The organism is uncultured Algoriphagus sp., from assembly GCF_963974365.1.
Lineage (GTDB): Bacteria > Bacteroidota > Bacteroidia > Cytophagales > Cyclobacteriaceae > Algoriphagus.
Map to the genome: position 1 here is coordinate 1 of NZ_CAXBBX010000005.1, position 18,039 is coordinate 18,039.

The 18,039-nt window shown below is 40.9% G+C and carries 17 protein-coding genes; 10 read left to right on the forward strand and 7 right to left on the reverse strand.

Features of this window, described 5'->3' with window-relative positions; all coding sequences use genetic code 11:
- Positions 1 to 414: 414 nt before the first annotated feature.
- From AACZ87_RS07925 to AACZ87_RS07960, 8 genes are read left to right on the forward strand one after another with little or no spacing between them, the layout of a single operon-like run.
- On the forward strand, positions 415 to 2,841 hold the full coding sequence (locus AACZ87_RS07925; RefSeq protein ID WP_339866231.1) for a heavy metal translocating P-type ATPase metal-binding domain-containing protein: 2,427 nt from the start codon (positions 415 to 417) through the stop codon (positions 2,839 to 2,841).
- Between the two features lies 1 nt (position 2,842).
- Positions 2,843 to 3,031, forward strand: a complete 189-nt coding sequence (ccoS, locus tag AACZ87_RS07930) for a cbb3-type cytochrome oxidase assembly protein CcoS (protein ID WP_339866232.1) — start codon at positions 2,843 to 2,845, stop codon at positions 3,029 to 3,031.
- Positions 3,024 to 5,150, forward strand: a complete 2,127-nt coding sequence (gene ccoN, locus AACZ87_RS07935) for a cytochrome-c oxidase, cbb3-type subunit I (RefSeq protein WP_339866233.1) — start codon at positions 3,024 to 3,026, stop codon at positions 5,148 to 5,150. Before ccoS ends, ccoN begins: the two co-directional genes overlap by 8 nt.
- 9 nt (positions 5,151 to 5,159) lie before the next feature.
- Complete coding sequence (locus tag AACZ87_RS07940; protein ID WP_339866235.1) at positions 5,160 to 5,345, forward strand: cbb3-type cytochrome c oxidase subunit 3; 186 nt, start codon at positions 5,160 to 5,162, stop codon at positions 5,343 to 5,345.
- Positions 5,342 to 6,250, forward strand: a complete 909-nt coding sequence (locus AACZ87_RS07945) for a cbb3-type cytochrome c oxidase N-terminal domain-containing protein (protein WP_339866237.1) — start codon at positions 5,342 to 5,344, stop codon at positions 6,248 to 6,250. Before AACZ87_RS07940 ends, AACZ87_RS07945 begins: the two co-directional genes overlap by 4 nt.
- A 51-nt stretch (positions 6,251 to 6,301) precedes the next feature.
- On the forward strand, positions 6,302 to 7,714 hold the full coding sequence (gene ccoG / locus AACZ87_RS07950; RefSeq protein ID WP_339866239.1) for a cytochrome c oxidase accessory protein CcoG: 1,413 nt from the start codon (positions 6,302 to 6,304) through the stop codon (positions 7,712 to 7,714).
- A 24-nt stretch (positions 7,715 to 7,738) separates the two neighbouring features.
- On the forward strand, positions 7,739 to 8,164 hold the full coding sequence (locus tag AACZ87_RS07955) for a FixH family protein (RefSeq protein WP_339866240.1): 426 nt from the start codon (positions 7,739 to 7,741) through the stop codon (positions 8,162 to 8,164).
- The gene (locus tag AACZ87_RS07960) at positions 8,165 to 8,866 is read left to right on the forward strand and encodes a sulfite exporter TauE/SafE family protein (RefSeq protein WP_339866241.1); all 702 of its coding nucleotides are present in this window, start codon (positions 8,165 to 8,167) and stop codon (positions 8,864 to 8,866) included.
- Positions 8,867 to 8,890: 24 nt separating this feature from the next.
- On the opposite strand, the gene AACZ87_RS07965 is transcribed toward AACZ87_RS07960, so the two are convergent.
- The 3 genes from AACZ87_RS07965 to AACZ87_RS07975 are packed head-to-tail and all read right to left on the reverse strand — an operon-like array spanning position 8,891 to position 11,682.
- On the reverse strand, positions 8,891 to 9,934 hold the full coding sequence (locus AACZ87_RS07965; RefSeq protein ID WP_339866242.1) for a VWA domain-containing protein: 1,044 nt from the start codon (positions 9,932 to 9,934) through the stop codon (positions 8,891 to 8,893).
- A complete protein-coding gene (locus AACZ87_RS07970; RefSeq protein WP_339866243.1) occupies positions 9,915 to 10,811 on the reverse strand; it encodes a hypothetical protein in 897 nt (298 codons plus the stop codon). Before AACZ87_RS07970 ends, AACZ87_RS07965 begins: the two co-directional genes overlap by 20 nt.
- Entirely contained in the window at positions 10,804 to 11,682 is an 879-nt protein-coding gene (locus AACZ87_RS07975; RefSeq protein ID WP_339866244.1) for a DUF58 domain-containing protein, read from the reverse strand. Before AACZ87_RS07975 ends, AACZ87_RS07970 begins: the two co-directional genes overlap by 8 nt.
- A gap of 106 nt (positions 11,683 to 11,788) precedes the next feature.
- Here AACZ87_RS07975 and AACZ87_RS07980 point away from each other — a divergent pair, with 106 nt between their 5' ends.
- A complete protein-coding gene (locus AACZ87_RS07980) occupies positions 11,789 to 12,139 on the forward strand; it encodes a DUF4296 domain-containing protein (RefSeq protein WP_339866246.1) in 351 nt (116 codons plus the stop codon).
- A complete protein-coding gene (locus AACZ87_RS07985; RefSeq protein ID WP_339866248.1) occupies positions 12,139 to 14,526 on the forward strand; it encodes a Smr/MutS family protein in 2,388 nt (795 codons plus the stop codon). Before AACZ87_RS07980 ends, AACZ87_RS07985 begins: the two co-directional genes overlap by 1 nt.
- 55 nt (positions 14,527 to 14,581) lie before the next feature.
- Here the strand turns inward: AACZ87_RS07985 and AACZ87_RS07990 are convergent, their stop codons facing one another.
- From AACZ87_RS07990 to AACZ87_RS08005, 4 genes are all read right to left on the reverse strand, one after another.
- Positions 14,582 to 15,067 carry a hypothetical protein gene (locus AACZ87_RS07990; RefSeq protein ID WP_339866249.1) on the reverse strand — a complete coding sequence of 162 codons (486 nt, stop codon included), beginning with the start codon at positions 15,065 to 15,067 and terminating at the stop codon, positions 14,582 to 14,584.
- Between the two features lie 151 nt (positions 15,068 to 15,218).
- Complete coding sequence (locus tag AACZ87_RS07995; RefSeq protein WP_339866251.1) at positions 15,219 to 15,839, reverse strand: ATP-binding cassette domain-containing protein; 621 nt, start codon at positions 15,837 to 15,839, stop codon at positions 15,219 to 15,221.
- Positions 15,840 to 15,841: 2 nt separating this feature from the next.
- Positions 15,842 to 16,621 (reverse strand): acyl-ACP--UDP-N-acetylglucosamine O-acyltransferase, encoded by a 780-nt coding sequence (gene lpxA, locus AACZ87_RS08000; RefSeq protein ID WP_339866253.1) that lies wholly within the window; start codon positions 16,619 to 16,621, stop codon positions 15,842 to 15,844.
- The gene (locus AACZ87_RS08005; RefSeq protein WP_339866254.1) at positions 16,618 to 18,012 is read right to left on the reverse strand and encodes a bifunctional UDP-3-O-[3-hydroxymyristoyl] N-acetylglucosamine deacetylase/3-hydroxyacyl-ACP dehydratase; all 1,395 of its coding nucleotides are present in this window, start codon (positions 18,010 to 18,012) and stop codon (positions 16,618 to 16,620) included. Before AACZ87_RS08005 ends, lpxA begins: the two co-directional genes overlap by 4 nt.
- Positions 18,013 to 18,039 lie beyond the last annotated feature (27 nt).

Sequence of the window (18,039 nt, forward strand, 5' to 3'; positions counted from 1 at the left end):
TCGCCGCCTCATTTATTCAAAGCCTTTCGTGAAAACGGAAGGCTTTTTTGCGTTTGGACCAATCCTGTTTACGCGAATAACCTCCCTTAATCCTAAACAAAACGTATCTAGAGGGGCTTTAATTTTGTAAAGAACATAGTCGCGTTCGTAAATGTTTGACCATTTGCTCCTCTTTGTATTGGCAATTATTATTTTTATTTGTTTTTTTTCATAACTTATACTAAGTCAACAATAGTTTAGAAGGTGACTTATGTCATATTTTTACTTGTTTTTCCTCAGAAATAGTGCTTTTTCAATACCATACTTTCGTGACCTATTAGATTTTAGAGCCATTCAATTAGCTATAGTATTTTACTGCTTAGCAAGGATATATGAATTGAGTTGTTTGTTTGAATAACTTTTAGATTGATTGTAATGACTGAGGATAAATTTCCAACAAGCACAATGACATGCTTTCACTGCGGTGAAGATTGTAATGACATGGTAATTGTTTCGCAGGAAAGAAACTTTTGTTGCCAGGGATGTAAGTTGGTTTATGAAGTTCTGTCTGAGAATGATCTTTGTTCTTATTATGATATTGAAAGTCATCCTGGAGAAAGCCAGAAGAGCAAGAAATTTCAATCTAATCGGTTTGATTACCTAGATGATCAAGATACTGCGAATCGTCTCCTTGACTTCAGTAATCAAACTGAAAGTCATATCACTTTTAACATCCCAGCTATCCATTGCTCATCATGCATTTGGCTACTGGAAAATCTAAGTCAAATTAATTCAGGTGTTTTTTATAGTCGAGTTGATTTTATTAAAAAGAAGGTTCAGATTAAAATTCTTCATAATAAGATTTCTATCAAAGAGCTAGTAAATCTACTCTCTACCATAGGCTATGAACCTAGAATTAACCTTTCTAATCTTGATGAAAAACCTGGATCAGGAATCGATAAGCGTCTAATTCAACGTCTTGCTGTTGCCGGATTTTGCTTTGGAAACATGATGCTTTTTAGCATACCTGAATATTTTTCTGAAGCCGAATTGATCGATTCTTCATTTCGAGGGCTCTTTAGCTATCTAAATGTAATTCTTGCCATTCCAGTCGTCATTTACTCAGCAAGTGACTACTACCTCTCTGCATGGAATTCGATTAAGCAGAAGCGAATAAATATGGATGTTCCTATAGTATTGGGGTTAGTAGCATTGTTTGTTTATTCGCTATGGGAAATTTTTGCTTTTCAAAGGTCTGGATATATGGACAGCCTTGGTGGGTTGTTATTTTTCTTACTACTAGGGAAAATCTATCAACAGAAAACTTTTTCAACCCTAGAGTTTGATAGGGACTATAAGGCCTATTTCCCAATTGCTGTTACCCGAATATCAAAAGATCAAGAATTCGTAATCCCATTATCCAATCTCTTGGTCGGTGATATGATTATGGTGCGTGATGAGGAGTTGATCCCTGCCGATTCTGTTTTACTGAGTTCTAATGCTAGCATTGATTATAGCTTTGTGACTGGGGAGGAAGTTCCAGTTCCTAAGCAAAAGGGAGAATTAGTGTACGCTGGTGGTCGTCAGATGGGAGGTGCTATATTGCTGACAGTCCAAAAATCTCCATCTCAGGGATATCTCACTGATTTATGGAACAATGAATCTTTTGAAAAGGGAAAGGAAGGGTTACTCGAGCCGATATCAAATAGTATCAGTGCTGTGTTCACCTGGTCTGTTGTAGCGATTGCATTTGTTTCATTTGTCTATTGGTCTTTCACTGATTTATCTCTTGCAGTAAAAGTATTCGCTTCAGTGCTTATCGTAGCTTGCCCCTGTGCTTTGGCAATGTCAACGCCTTTTACTTTAGGTAATACGCTCAGGATTTTTGGGAAAAGTAGATTTTACTTAAAAAATGCGAATGTTGTCGAGCGATTAGCCTTAATTGATTCAGTAGTCTTCGATAAAACGGGTACTCTCACGGATCCTTCAAATGCCAAAATCATTTTTAAAGGGGAGTGCCTTTCTGAAGAATCAAGAAGTGTTTTGAAAGCTCTGGTCCAGCGCTCTACCCATCCACTCAGCAATCGTATTAATTATTGGCTTGAGGGTCAGAAAGCTGTTTCAATAGAGCACGTAACAGAAATTAAAGGAGCTGGGGTCCAAGCAACTTATATAAACCAACACTTCAAAATTGGTTCTGCTGAGTTCACAGAATATAAAAGTCAACCAAAAAGTCAAGTCGGAAATATTGTATGCTTCACTGTAGAAGGCCAGGAATTAGGTTATTTCCAATTTGAAACTGGTCTTCGCGAAAAGGCGCCAGAAGTAATTAGTGAGCTAAGCGCTAACTATAACCTGCATATGTTGTCGGGAGATTTTCCTTACGAACAAACTTATCTGGAAGAAAAGCTCGGTTATAAAATCACTTATAATTTTCAACAAAGTCCAGCTGATAAACTTTCCTATTTGAAGAACTTGAATAAAGTCAACCATACCTTAATGATAGGAGATGGCTTAAACGATGCGGGTGCTTTGCAAGAGAGTCAAGTGGGAATAGCAATTTCTGATCGAGTGAGTCATTTCTCTCCTGCAAGTGATGCAATCATGGATTCAGAAGTGTTTGGGATGATTCCAGATTTCCTAAGTTTTGCCAAATCAAGCAGACTTATTATCAAGGCAAGTTTTATGTTGAGTTTATTTTATAACTTAGTTGGACTTGGGTTGGCAGTACAGGGGCTTTTGAGTCCGGTAATCTGCGCTATTTTGATGCCCTTAAGTAGTATTTCGGTGGTTGTCTTTACTACGTTGACCACCAATTTTGTTGCCTGGAAGAGGGGATTGTTAACTTCAAAACTGTTTTAGAATGGAGGTTATTTTTCTATTAATCGCGATTAGTCTAATACTGGCGAGTACATTTCTCTACCTTTTTTTTAGAGCAATGAAAGACGGCCAATTTGATGATAATTATACTCCTTCAATAAGAATACTCTTCGATAACAAATCGAAAAAAACAAAGAAAGATCAACCATCAAAACCCGATTCCTATGAATGACACTATGCTGGAGAGGTTCCAATATGACAATAAAATTGTCAAATATTTTGGAGCTGCCACGATTATCTGGGGCGTAATAGGGATGCTAGTTGGCGTACTTGCGGCGACACAGCTATTCTTGCCTGAAGCTAATTTAGGCAATCCCTACACTACTTTTGGGCGAATTCGTCCGCTCCACACCAATGCGGTAATTTTTGCTTTTGTGGGAAATGCAATTTTTGCTGGGGTGTATTATTCCATGCCTAGGTTACTTAAAGCACCGATGTGGAAGAAATCACTGAGCTGGTTTCACTTCTATGGCTGGCAAATAATTATTCTTGCGGCAGTCCTTACTTTGCCTTTAGGACTAACTTCTTCAAAAGAATATGCAGAACTAGAATGGCCAATTGATATTGCCATTGCTGTGGTGTGGGTAGCTTTTGGGGTAAATATGATCGGTACCATTCTGACCCGCAGGGAGCGTCATATGTATGTCGCTATTTGGTTTTACTTAGCTTCATTTATCACAGTAGCTGTTCTTCATATTGTTAATTCATTAGCATTGCCAGTTTCTTTTTTGAAAAGCTACTCCGCTTATGCTGGTGTTCAGGACGCATTAGTGCAGTGGTGGTATGGTCACAATGCAGTGGCATTTTTCCTTACTACTCCTTTCCTTGGATTGATGTATTACTTCCTTCCAAAAGCTGCTAATAGACCCGTTTATTCTTATAAACTCTCTATCATACACTTTTGGTCCTTGATCTTCCTATACATGTGGGCAGGGCCTCACCACTTGCTTTACACATCACTTCCTGAGTGGGCCCAAGTACTGGGAACAGTGTTTTCTGTGATGCTTTTGGCTCCGTCGTGGGGTGGTATGGTAAATGGTCTGTTGACTCTACGTGGAGCTTGGGATAAAGTGACAAATGATCCAGTATTGAAATTCATGGTTGTGGCGATCACGGCTTATGGTATGGCAACCTTTGAGGGACCAATGCTTTCTTTTAAGAATGTCAGTGCAATAGCGCATTATACCGATTGGATAGTTGCTCACGTTCACATTGGCGGATTAGGTTGGAATGGGTTCTTGACCTTTGGTATGCTGTATTGGATGTGGCCTAGATTATTTAAGACAACCATCTATTCAACTAAGATGGCAAATACACACTTTTGGCTTGGAGTCTTGGGAATCATTTTCTATGCCTTGCCAATGTATGTGGCAGCATTGACACAATTCTTGATGTTGAGAGAATTTGATGAGATGGGTAAGCTGGCTTATGGTAACTTCCTTCAAACTGTAGTAGAGTTAGTGCCAATGTACATGCTTCGGGCATTTGGTGGTTTACTCTATGTGAGTGGTGCAATTTTGATGGGCTATAATATGTTCAAAACTGCTCAGCAAGGTACGTTTGTAGAAACAGAGGAAGACTCAGCACCTGCTTTGGCTAAAAACTATAATCCTAGAGGGGAATTCTGGCACCGAGCATGGGAGAGAAAACCAATTTTCTTTGCTGTTTTAGCTACAGTCGCAATACTTATTGGTGGAATCGTGGAGATCATTCCAACGATTTTGGTGAAATCAAATGTTCCGACTATCAGTTCGGTCAAGCCTTATACAGCTCTTGAGCTTGAAGGAAGAGATATTTATATTAAAAATGGTTGTGTAGGCTGTCACTCTCAGATGATCAGGCCATTTAGATTTGAGACGGAGCGCTATGGGGAATATTCCAAAGCTGGGGAATATGTATATGATCGACCTTTCCTGTGGGGATCCAAACGAACGGGGCCCGATCTACATCGCGTAGGTGGGAAATACCCAGATAGTTGGCACTATTTCCATATGGAAGACCCTCGAAGTATGTCTCCAGGCTCATTGATGCCACCGTATCCGTGGTTAGTCACTAATGAATTGGACTATTCAGATCTGCCTGCGAAAATAAGAACTATGCAAAAGCTAGGCGTGCCCTATCCAGAAGGATACGATGAACAAGCAGTAGCGGATCTACAAACTCAAGCTGCTGGAATCGCTACAGGCTTGAAAGATGCGGGAGTAGAAGTACTGCCAAATACTGAAATAGTAGCATTGATCGCCTATTTGCAGCGATTGGGTACAGATATTAAAGTGTCATCATCTAACTAACCAGAAATCATGTACAAAGAAGTATTAAGATCAATGGAAAATGTAGAGATATTCCCGATTATCTCTTTAGTGATATTCGTTCTATTTTTTATAGGCATGGCTATTTGGGCACTGAGAGTTCCAAAGGATTATATTGAACATATGAGTTCTCTCCCAATGGATGATGATAAAGAATTAACCGACAAACAGCCATGAAGAAATATTTAACTTTAATCGGTCAACTGCTTTCGAGCTCAGCATTTGCTCAGGAGGAGTCTGTGTCGGGAGCTATGCAAGCGATGGATTCAAATCAAGTAGCTATCTTTATTATCATCGGTGTCATATTGGGAGTGATTATTCTACTTCTTATTCTGATGCTTTATTTAATGTCTTTTATCTCTGCTGTTTTCCGCAAGGAAAATCCAGAATTAGCTGAGGAACCTAGCTGGTGGAAATCTTTCAAAGAGCGATTTGTCACTGGAGATATCGAAGAAGAGCTTTCTCAGGAGAAATTAATGACTGGACACTCTTACGATGGTATTCAAGAACTGGACAACTTTATGCCTCCATGGCTTCAATATGTCTTTACTGGTACGATCATCATCGCCTTTGTTTATTTTGGATATTATACGATTTTGGGCTATGGAAAGACAGGCATTGAAGAGTACGAAGAAGAAGTTCGTATCGCAGCTATAGAGGCAGAAGCTCGTGGAGCTAGTGCTCTGGCATCGATCGATGAGAACAATGTAGAAGTAGATGATTCAGCTGTGGGACTGAAAGCTGGTAAGACGATATTTGGAACTAATTGTGCTGCTTGCCATGCTGCAGATGGAGGAGGGGGAGTAGGTCCAAATCTAACAGATCAATATTGGTTGCATGGAGGTGGTATTAAGGATCTTTTCTCTGTGATAAAATATGGAGTCATAGAGAAGGGGATGGTTCCATGGGAAGATCAGTTGAGTCCTCAGGAAATACGAGAAGTCGCCAGTTATATTCTTACACTGCAAGGCATGAGTCCTGCGGTTGCGAAGGATCCGCAAGGAGAACTATATGAAGGAGGAGAAACAGCGCCTACTGAAGATTCGGGAGCTCCAGCGGATTCTTCTGCAATAGCTGAATAACTTAACTCTACCGAGAATTTTGGAATTCCCGGTGGAAAATAGCCTTCTACTATGGCAAAGAAAAACCCACATTTAAATCCTGCGACATTCAGAGATGCGCTAGCTACCGTCCAAGATGATGGAAATAGGAATTGGGTTTATCCCAAAAAAGTAAAAGGATATTTTTACAAGTACAGAACTTACTTTTCCTGGCTATTATTGACTATCTTATTTGCAGGGCCTTTCATCAAAGTCGATGGAAGGCCATGGTTGCTTTTTAATATTTTCGAGCGGAAATTCATCATTTTCGGAGCTGTATTCTGGCCACAAGATACCTACCTGCTCATTTTTCTTTTACTCATATTCTTTGTTTTTATCATTCTCTTTACCGTCGCTTTTGGCAGGGTATGGTGCGGATGGGCATGTCCGCAGACGCTGTTCATGGAAATGGTTTTTCGAAAAATAGAATACCTAATCGAAGGAGATGCTAATCAGCAAAGAGCTTTGAATGCTCAGCCATGGACCCCAGAGAAAATCACTAAGAAAACGATCAAGATTACCATTTTCTCACTCATTTCTTTAATGATAGGGCATTTGGTGATGGCCTATTTAATAGGTATTGATCAGGTGGTTGAGATCGTGTCTTCTCCACCTACTGCTCATATGCCGGGATTTATTGGGCTGATCGCCTTCTCTGGGATCTTCATGTTTGTCTTTACTTGGTTTCGTGAGCAGGCGTGTCTGGTCGTTTGTCCATACGGACGATTGCAAGGAGTGATGCTGGACAATAATTCCATCAATGTCATGTACGATTATATCCGTGGTGAACCGCGCGCTCCGATCCGTAAAATTGCTGAAGAAAACGCTGACAAAGGCGATTGTGTGGACTGTAGTCTTTGTGTACAAGTTTGCCCGACGGGGATAGATATCCGAAATGGTATTCAGATGGAATGTGTCAACTGTACAGCATGTATTGATGCCTGTGATGAGGTGATGCTGAAAGTTGATAGACCTGTAGGTTTGATCAGATATGCTTCCGAAAACAGTATTAAAGAAGGTTTTCAAAAGCTTTTCACCAGCAAAGTCAAGATTTATAGTGTGATCCTATCATTGTTGGTTGCTGCATTTGTGACTTTGTTGGCTACCAGAAATGATATTTCTGCGACTGTCACGCGTTTTCCAGGGATGACTTACCAGGAGCGTGAAGATGGGATGGTGACGAACTTGTATCAAATAACTTTGATCAATAAAACTTACGATCCGCAGGAAGTTTCACTAAAGTCTCTTGCCGAAGGTATGACTGTGGAAATCGTTGGAGAGCAGCTTTGGGTATTGGAACCGCAGTCTAAATTTGAAGGGCGGTTTTTTCTGGTAAGAAAGCAAGGAGAGGTCACCGTGAATCAGGAAAAAGTGGAGCTATCTCTCCTACATTTAGGTGAGGAAATAGATCATATCAAGACTAATTTCACAGCTCCAGTCAAGTAATTCTGGGAATTAACTAAAGAAATTATGAATTGGGGAACAGGAATAGTACTTACGATTATAGCCTTCGTGGTTCTGATCATGACGATGGTCGTGATTTCTGTCCGTATGGATGGAATTGAATTGGTGACAGAGAATTACTACGAAGAAGAGATAAAGTATCAGGATAGAATCGATGAATCGAATTCTGCTTTGGGATTGGATAGAGAAGTGATCTCCTATGATGCTCAATCCAAAGTATTAGCGCTAGACCTTCCTAATGGTACCACAGGTACTTTGCAGCTATTTCGTCCATCTGATTCCTCTTTGGATCAGGAAATTGTGGTGAACGTAACTCATTCTGGAATAACAGAAGTTACTCTCGAAAACCTGAAAACTGGATACTGGAAAGTCCAGCTGAATTGGTCAGAAAATGGAGTCGATCATTATCAAGAGAAAAAGATCACCATATAAATGCTGTGGACTGCCTTCATACTAGGGTTTCTGGGTTCATTTCACTGTGTGGGAATGTGTGGCCCTATTGCTTTGGCAGTTGCTGGCAAAGGGAAAAGTGCATATTTCTCGAATAAAATTCTCTACAATCTTGGCAGAAGTGTCACCTATGCGATGCTGGGATTGATCGTAGGAAGCATAGGTTTTTCCTTGTCTCTTGCCGGCGTTCAGCAGATTTTCTCTATTGTGGCGGGAGCTATTATCTTGATTTTTGCAGTTACTTACAAGAGGGCAGATCAATTTCTGGCTATACCAGCACTATCGGGAATAGTAATGTGGGTAAAGAGGCAACTGAATAAATTCATCAGAGCTCGAGGATCGTTTGCTTTTTTTGCGACCGGACTAGCAAATGGACTGCTTCCTTGTGGAATGGTCTATATGGCATTGGTGGCAGCTTTAGCTTTGCAAAACCCACTTCTTGGAGCTACTTATATGTTTTTTTTCGGAATAGGAACGATCCCTTTACTTCTTGTGCTAATGTTCTCCGGAAATATTTTTTCACTAAAGACCAGACAGAATTTCCAAAAAGCAATTCCTTACTTGGGAGTTGTAATTGGATTACTATTTATCGTCCGTGGTTTAGGACTCGGGATGTTTTACAGCCCAAACTTGCAGGTGTTTGATTACGGGAATCAGCAGGTGGAAATTACTATGTGCGAATAAGCTCAATTAGCTATTTAGCTATTTTTAATCCAAGAGGAAGTTGTTCAAGAAACTACTCTTCAGGCCAAGCCAAACAAAGAAGAAAATCAACCCCCAGAATAGGTAGATTCTGTAGTAATCAGCAGTTTCTTTGTATCGGTTTTCGATCACTTCAGTTTTTTCAAGCGTGTCAATTCTATCGAAAATAGATGCTAAAGTTCCGCCATCAGCTGCTCTGAAAAACTCTCCATTTCCAACTTTTGCAATTTCACGAAGCGTTGACTCATCCAAATAACTCTCTACCATTTGGGGTCTACCAAAGAAATCTGTACCGTAAGGAACGAGTCCATCTTTGCCCATAGCGATTGTATAAAGCTTGATATCCAAGGCAGCAGCAAGGTTTGCTGCAAATAAAGGGTCCACATTTCCTGCATTGCTTTCTCCATCACTCAGCAAGATCATTACTTTAGAGGCAGACTCAGACTCTTTCATGCGGTTGGTCCCTGATGCCAGTGCCGAGCCAATAGCGGTTCCTTTTGCCTCCATCATGCTGAAGGAAATCTCTTTCACAAGATCTGTTAGTAATTCGTAATCATTGGTCAGCGGGGCTAAAGAATAGGCTTCTCCAGCAAAAACAACCATGCCGATACGGTCCCCCACACGGCCATTTATAAATTCAATTGCTGTTGCTTTAGCTGCTTCCAGACGATTTGGCGTGAAATCCTGCAGGTCCATGGATTCAGATATATCCAGCACAAGCATAATATCGATTCCTTCTGTAAACTGCTCTACACGCTCATTACTTCGCTGAGGTCGAGCAAGAGCAACTACCAGCAGAATCAGGAAAAGGTAGAAAAAGCCTGCTGGAATAAGTCTTAAATAAGTCCAGGGATTATTTCTTGATACTCGTTTAGGTAAAGAAAGCTCTAAAACAGGGTTTTTCAGAAACTTAACAAAGGTTCTGAAAAGAACGAAAAGCGGAATAATCCATATCAAATTCAGTAGAATAGGATTTTCCCATTCAAAAGTTTTGAAGGTCTCAGGCTGAAACCAAGACCAGCTAAAGAATTCAGACAGCTGCTCTCTCATGAGTGATTTTGGTTTGTTTTTCCTGGTATTTTTCTTTCGCCACTTCTACTAGATAGTTTGTTGCCTCTTCACTTTGTGAGGATTCTCCAGCGTATATAATTAAATCAATAGCTCTGAGCGCTTTGAATATTTCCGGATTGTCCATTCGTATTCCTATCTCACTGGAAGTCCATTCCCGCACTGGCAACTTGGTGATGCTTTCCATATAGCCTTTCCAAAGCCCTATGACTTCATCTGCAGATTCAATTGAAGGATTCTCGGATAGAAGAGCAGTTTGAGTTTTCCACTTTTTCTCAAATTGAGCCCAGCGTCTTTTTTCCCTTCTTTCGTTCCAGTATTCTTGGATTCTATCTGCGAAAAGGAAGTAGAGGACACCGAGCAAAAGAAGAATACCACCGAGAATAATTCCGATAATGATCCAGTTCCAGGACTTTTCTAGCGGTTGATATATGTTGTTTTGCTGAAAAACCAATTCCTCAGGAATACTGTCCAGCGTAAGTTTCAATTTTAACTCTGCTTCGAGAGGAAAATGTACTACAGTATCGTATCGTGCCAATTCGTAAACCGGCAGAGTCAAGTAAGAGCTAGGATCCAACGAGAAATTTGACAGGTAATAGATTGTGCTATCTTGTGTCACACTGTCCTGAGTACTCGAAATGAATGTTTTCTTTTCAAGTAAAACCAACGGTGAGAAATCAAAGGTTGAATCTGGAAATATTAGCTGCTTTGATTGTGGATACGTTGCTTTGAGTACATAACCTACCCGCTCGCCAAGTTTGGCAGAATCCTGCAAGAAATATCCATCCACAGTGATCTGCTGGGCATTGCACAGGAATGGAATAAATAGAAATAATAAGATTTTGAGCGTCTTAGCCACGTTTCATGCTTTTGTTTCGGTACTTAAATAGCTCAAGAAGCGGACCTACGATGTCTTGGGTAGTGTCGATGGTCAAGTAGTTTATTTGATTTTTTTTGCAGATATCCTTCAGTTGCTCTCGCTCGGAGGTAAAGGTATCTGCTATTTTTTTAGAAAAACTCCCAAAGGCAGTATTCACCCAAGTAGTTTTACCTTTTTCCTTGTCAAATACTGGAATGATTCCCAACGAAGGAAGCGCTGATTCACGGGGATCCGTAAGCTGAATGGCTACTACATCATGTCTTTCCGCCAGCGCTCGGAATGGTCGTTCATAGCCATCATCGATGAAATCTGAGATGATAACAATTACCGCTCTTTTCTTAATGAGGTTCAAAGCAAACATGAACATGGAATTCAAGTCCGTTTTTAGAGAGTTGTTTTCGTGATCAAAGATTCCACGGATCATTTTGACTCCTTGCTTACTTCCTTTGGCAGGAAGGACAAGTTTTTCTTTTTGATCTGAATAACTGATCAGGCCTACTTGGCTACCTTCAAATACAGCTGCCAGAGTTAATACTCCTGCGATAATCTTGCCTTGGTCAATTTTTTTATTTCCTGGCTGGCCGATATCCTGACTGCCGCTTATGTCCAAAAGAAAGAAAACAGACTGTTCTTTGTCTTCACGAAACGTTTTGACGAACGTCCCGTGTCCTTTAGCTGTTACCTTCCATTCAATGGTACGAATATCATCACCGTACTGGTAAGGACGGAGATCATCAAACTCCAATCCTGACCCTTTGAAAAGAGACTGGTATTCTCCTTGCAGGTGATTATTAGCCACCTTTCGGATCATGATTTCGTATTTTCTGAGCTTGTTGAATAATTCGTTCATGAAGGATGATTTGAACGGCCTAAGTTATGCTTCTAAGCTGAATTATAAAATTTCAGTTACATGAAGGGTGGGGAGATTTTCCGTTAAAAAAACCTAATTTTGACCTGTGAAAAGATTTCTAATACTAAGTTTTTGCATTCTTTCTCTTTTAAGCTGCAATTCTGGTAATAAGCCAGACGGATTATTGCCTCAGGATAAAATGGTGGAAGTACTCATAGATATCCATCTAACTGAGGGGCTTACGAGTGCTTTGCCGGTAGCATATGACTCCTCAAAAGTGCTTTATTCTTTACTGGAAAAAGAAGTTTTCATCAAGCATGAAGTCTCTGATTCAGTATTCACCCAAAGTATGATGTATTACCTCCGCGACCCTGATGAAATGGAGCGGATTTATTCTCGTGTGGTAGATTCTCTGGTAGTGAAAGAGTCTTCTGAAGGAATTGTAGACCAATACTAATGCTATACCCTCGCAACCTCGAACAAAAAGTTAATTTCATAAAGATTAAGGAACTGCTAAAAGTGGAGTGTTCTTCTCCGCTTGGAATGCAGTATGTGGATCGTTTGGCTTTCTCTTCTGATTTTAATTTGGTGAGCAAATTACTTGATCAAACGGAGGAGTTTCGCCAGATTTTGATCTCAGGGGACCTTTTCCCTTCTTCTAATTTCACCAATCTGAATCCCTATTTAGAAAAAGCTAAACTTGAAAATTCCTTTCTTGATGAAGAGGATTTCTATGAAATAAAGCTATCTCTAGACACACTGAGGGGATGTATTTCTTTTTTCCAGATAAGAGAGGAGGAATATCCGGTGTTGGGGCAGCTCTTAGGGTTATTGATTGACTTGGATTTGAGTTTACTCAAATCTATCGAATTGATAATCGATGAAAAAGGTAAGATGAGAAGTAATGCAAGCAAGGACTTGCAGTTGATCCGAAGCCAGATTCTCTACGAAGAAAGTCGCCTGCGTAAGGTAATGGATCGCGTTTTCAAGGAAGCCAGGGCAAAAGGTCTTACAACAGAAGATTCTGCGATTACGGTGCGTTCAGGGAGGTTGGTGATTCCTATTGCTGCAGAAAATAAGCGTAAACTTAGAGGCTTCATCCACGATGAATCTGCCACTGGCCAGACGGTATTTATGGAGCCAGAGGAGGCCCTGGATATCAACAATGAAATCCGTGACCTCGAATACATGGAGCGTCGGGAGATTATCAAAATTCTGACTCAATTGACGGATCGAATCAGGCCCGCAATTCCTGCACTGAGGAAAGCTACTAATTTCCTTGGACTGATAGATTTTATTCGTGCCAAGGCAAAATTCGCTCAGAAAACAGCTAGTTGCAGGCCTGAGATCACGAAGGAAAGGCAACTTACCTGGACTCGAGCAAGACATCCTATTTTGGAGATTGCCCTGAAGGCGCAGGGAAAGAATGTGGTTCCTCTGGATGTGAAATTGAGTGGGCATGAGCGATTATTAGTCATTTCCGGGCCAAATGCAGGGGGGAAGTCGGTCACGCTGAAAACTGTGGCCTTGCTGCAATACATGCTTCAATGTGGGATTCTAATCCCGGTGCATCCCGATTCCAAAAGCTCTTTGTTTGATAATTTCTTCATTGATATTGGTGACGAGCAGAACTTGGAGAATGACCTCAGTACTTATAGTTCGCACTTGATGAGCATGAAGCATTTTTCGCTTTTTGCAAATAAGAAAACAATCCTTTTTATCGATGAATTTGGGACGGGGACGGAGCCACAATTTGGAGGGGCAATCGCCGAATCTATTCTTTTAGCACTGAATAAACTCGGAGCTTATGGCGTGATTACGACTCACTACGGCAATCTGAAGCAAATTGCGAATAAGAACCAAGGAATGGTAAATGGCGCGATGCGCTATGATGTGGATAAATTAGAGCCACTTTATCAGCTTGAAATTGGGAAGCCAGGGTCTTCTTTTGCGTTGGAGATCGCTTCTAAAATCGGGATTCCTAAGGAGATTTTGAACTATGCAAAAGAACAGATCGGTGAAGAGCGTGTGCGTTACGATAGATTACTCACTCAGGTAGAAAACGAGAAGAATCAATACGCCACCTTACTCGCTGATGTAAAATCTAAAGAGCGACTACTGAAAACCCGCCTTCAGGAATACAATGAGCTGAAAGAGACGATGGAGACTACCAAGAAACGGTATCTCCAGGAGGCAAAGCAAGAAGCAAAGCAACTGCTGGATCAAGCAAATAAAAAGATTGAAGCTACGATCCGGGAGATCAAAGAGGGTAAGGCTGAGAAGGAGGCTACTAAGCAGGTCAGAAAAGATTTGGAGGAATTTAAAGAGAAAGTCAAGCCTGAAAAAAATGTGATAAAAAGCCCGGAAATCAAAGTGCTGGGAGGAAAGATCGCCGTGGGAGACTGGGTGAGAGTCAAAGACAATGGCGCTATAGCGGAAGTTCTTCAGATCAAAGGCAATGAGCTGGAGGTTTCTATTGGTGAGCTCAAGTCAAAAGTGAAGCTTTCGCGATTAGAGAAAATATCTCAGGGAGAAGCGAAGAGGGAAAAGAAAGCGGCTGTCTCAAGAAGCGGGTACAATACCAATGAAAAGATGATGGATTATTCGCCAAATCTCGATTTGAGAGGGAAACGAGGCGAAGAAATACTATTTATGATCCAGTCTTTTATTGATGAAGGATATATGTTAGGATTGAAGGATCTCAGGATTGTCCATGGCAAAGGCAACGGGATATTAAGAGATTTGACGCGTAATTTTCTTAAGGATATGAGTCAGGTTAGGCATATGGAGGACGAGCATGCGGATCGGGGTGGGGCAGGTGTTACGCTTGTTACTTTGAAATAAAAGACAAAAGGGGAACGATTTCGTTCCCCTTTTCTACTGAATAAGATTTTAAGCTTTATTTTTTAAGCAGTCTGAAAGTATAATTACCGGCTACTGCCATCACTCCATTGACACGAGCTCCTGGTGCAGGAATAGTAAAGGTAAGTGTGAGATTGTCATTGTTTTGAGTGAAGGAAATTTCTCTTCCAGCGACTGGTTTGGTGCCTGAGAGCATAAACTTGTCGAAGTTCGTTCCTACAAAACTCCAGGTTCCTGAAGCGTCAAAAATGTCATTGTTGTTTTTGGAAGTATAGGTTTTGGCAGACCCTGACTTCATTACCAGCTCAAAGCCAGCGTACAGATCTGTTACTACTGCTCCGTCACGCTGTACAGACCCTCCTCCGTCGATTCCCCAAGTTTGGGTTCCAGTTCCCGTCAATGCCTCCGTGGCAATTTGTTCCGGAGTTTTGATTGGATCAGGATCTGGGTCATCTCCACCACAACTTTGAATGGCAACCATGACGAAGGTCAGAAGGAATAATCTAAACAAAAGTGATTTCATGTGTTTATAATTTGTTTTTCAGTGGCTACATGGAATCTCGCATGGTTATAATCATCCCAGTGTGTGACTTTCTTCGTCATGCTCGACTTCATATGTTTGTTTATTGATACCTGTAGCTTTAAAGTTAAGGATTAAACTTCAAAGCTATTGTTTACTTATAATGTTCAAGTACTATTTTTTGCTCACAAAACTTATATTCTCTCGGCTCATTTGAGCAGATTACCAGAATTCTGTTTTTTCCGAACTGCTCGATCATTTCTTGGTACCACTCGATTCCTTTACGATCAAGATTCGAGGTAGGTTCATCTAGAAATATCAAAGGGACATCTGAAAAAAGAGCTAGCCCTAATTTTAAACGCTGTTTCATACCCGATGAAAATTGTCCAACGGGCTTGGAGGCGTGCTGAGTGAGGTAAAGTTGCTCAATAATACCTTTGGTAGATATTCCTTCAAAAGGGTTTTTGAATTTGAAATGGAAGTCAAGCAACTCCTCCAAAGTGAATTCCTCCGGTACTTCCATGTAAGGAGCGGAAATAGTTAAAAAAGAGAACCAATCTGTTTCTGAAATTGATTTTCCATCAAGCTGGTAATCAATTTTTCCTGAAGTAATGGGAATTGCTCCAGATAGGCATTTCAGTAAAGTGGATTTTCCAGATCCATTGCTTCCAGTAATAGCTAAGGAATTTCCTTGAGATAGATCAAGGCTTAGATTTCTAAAAATCCATTCGTATTGGAAGCGTTTTGACGCCTCTTCTAAGTGGATTTTCAGCATAGTTAATTGATGTAGCCTTTCATCACACCTCTTTCAGAAGAGCGAATGAAATTCAAAATTTCATCTCTCTCTTTGGTAGCAGGTAGATTGACTTCGATCTCTTCCAATGCACGACTGTTATTCATGCTATTCAAGAAAAGATATCGGTAAACTTCTTGAATATGGGAAATGGATTCACTAGAAAAGCCTCTTCTTCTTAAGCCAAGGGAATTGACACCTGCATATGAAAGTGGCTCACGTGCTGCTTTAGTGAATGGAGGGACGTCTTTTCTTACCAGAGATCCACCGGAAACCATGGCATGCATTCCGATTTTCACAAATTGGTGAACGGCACTTGATCCACCCACTATCGCCCAATCATCGATGGAAACGTGACCAGCGATTTGAACAGAATTAGCGATGATCACATGGCTGCCGATTACACAATCGTGCGCGACGTGGACATAAGCCATAAGTAAGCAGTGACTTCCGATAACGGTGGTTTGTTTTTCAACTGTTCCTCTGCTGATCGTCACACACTCCCTGATTGTAGTATTGTCCCCAATCATTACAGTAGAATCTTCCCCTTGGAATTTTAAGTCCTGGGGGATACCTGCTATGACAGCACCTGGGAAGATCTTGCAGTTTTTTCCAATGCTTGCACCTGAAAAAACAGTAACATTTGGTCCTATCCAGGTATTATCACCAATAGTGACATTTTCACCAATCATAGTGAAAGGCTCAATTGTAACGTTTTTTCCGATAGTAGCTTTCGGATCAATATGGGCTAATGGGCTGATCATGATTCTTTTCGGGTTATGCTTGCTGTCATTACGGCCTCACATACTAGCGTATTTCCAACATAAGCTTCACCACGCATTTTAGCAATACCTCTTCTTATTGGGGCCAAAAGTTCACATTTAAAAATTAGTGTATCACCAGGAAGAACCATTTTTCTAAACTTACAGTTTTCGATTCCCAGAAAATAAGTCCAGTAATTTTCTGGATCATCCACTGTACTCAATACTAAAATACCACCAGTTTGGGCCATTGCTTCCACTTGTAATACGCCAGGCATTACAGGGTTTGCTGGGAAATGCCCCATAAAGAAAGGTTCGTTGATAGTTACATTTTTCACGCCCGCAACCACCGTATTGTCAAGATAAATAATCTTATCGAGCAGCTGGAAAGGGTATCTGTGCGGCAAAATGCTGCTAATCTGATTGATATCCATTACTGGTGGAAGGCGAGGATCGTAATATGGAATGTGTGAAGTGGTAGACTTCTCCATAGCACGTTTTATTTTCTTTGCAAAAGCTACGTTAGCGGCATGACCTGGTCTTGCGGCCATAATCTGTGCTTTCAAAGGACGTCCTACAAGGGCTAAATCCCCAACAACGTCAAGTAATTTATGTCTAGCCGGTTCATTGCGGTAGCGAAGATCAACATTATTCAAAATGCCTTCTTTCTTTACCTCAACCTTTGGCTTATTAAACATCTTAGCCAAATTAACCAATTCCGCTTCTTCTACTATTCTATCCACCACCACGATGGCATTGTTCAAATCTCCACCTTTAATCAAGTTAGAATTGTAAAGCATCTCTAGTTCATGCAAAAAGCAGAACGTGCGGCAAGAAGCAATTTCTGATCTGAATTGGCCGATGTCCGTGATAGAAGCATGCTGACTACCCAATACTGGAGAGTTGTAATCTACCATTACTGTTACGCGATAGTTATCTGTTGGCAATGCCACCATTTCTACTTCGCGAGCAGAATCTTTGTATTGAATACTTTCTTGAACTTCGTAGAATCTACGCAGTGCATTTTGCTCTTCTAGACCTGCTTCTTCTAATACTTCGATGAACTGAATAGACGACCCGTCCATAATTGGAGGCTCAGGACCATCCAATTGGATTAGTACGTTATCTATTTCTAAACCTACCAATGCTGCCAATACGTGCTCTACAGTATAGACGCGAGCACCATTTTGCTCCAACGTGGTGCCTCTGGAAACATCTACCACCAAGTCGCAGTCTGCGTCTACGGTTGGTCTGCCTTCCAGATCAATTCGCTGAAATTTATATCCGTGGTTTGGAGGTGCAGGGAGGAATGTCATGTTGGAAATAACTCCGGTGTGTAGTCCTACTCCGGATAATTCCACCTGCTTTTTAATGGTGTGTTGTTTTACTTTCATCTGATTATTGAACCGTTCAGCATGCTA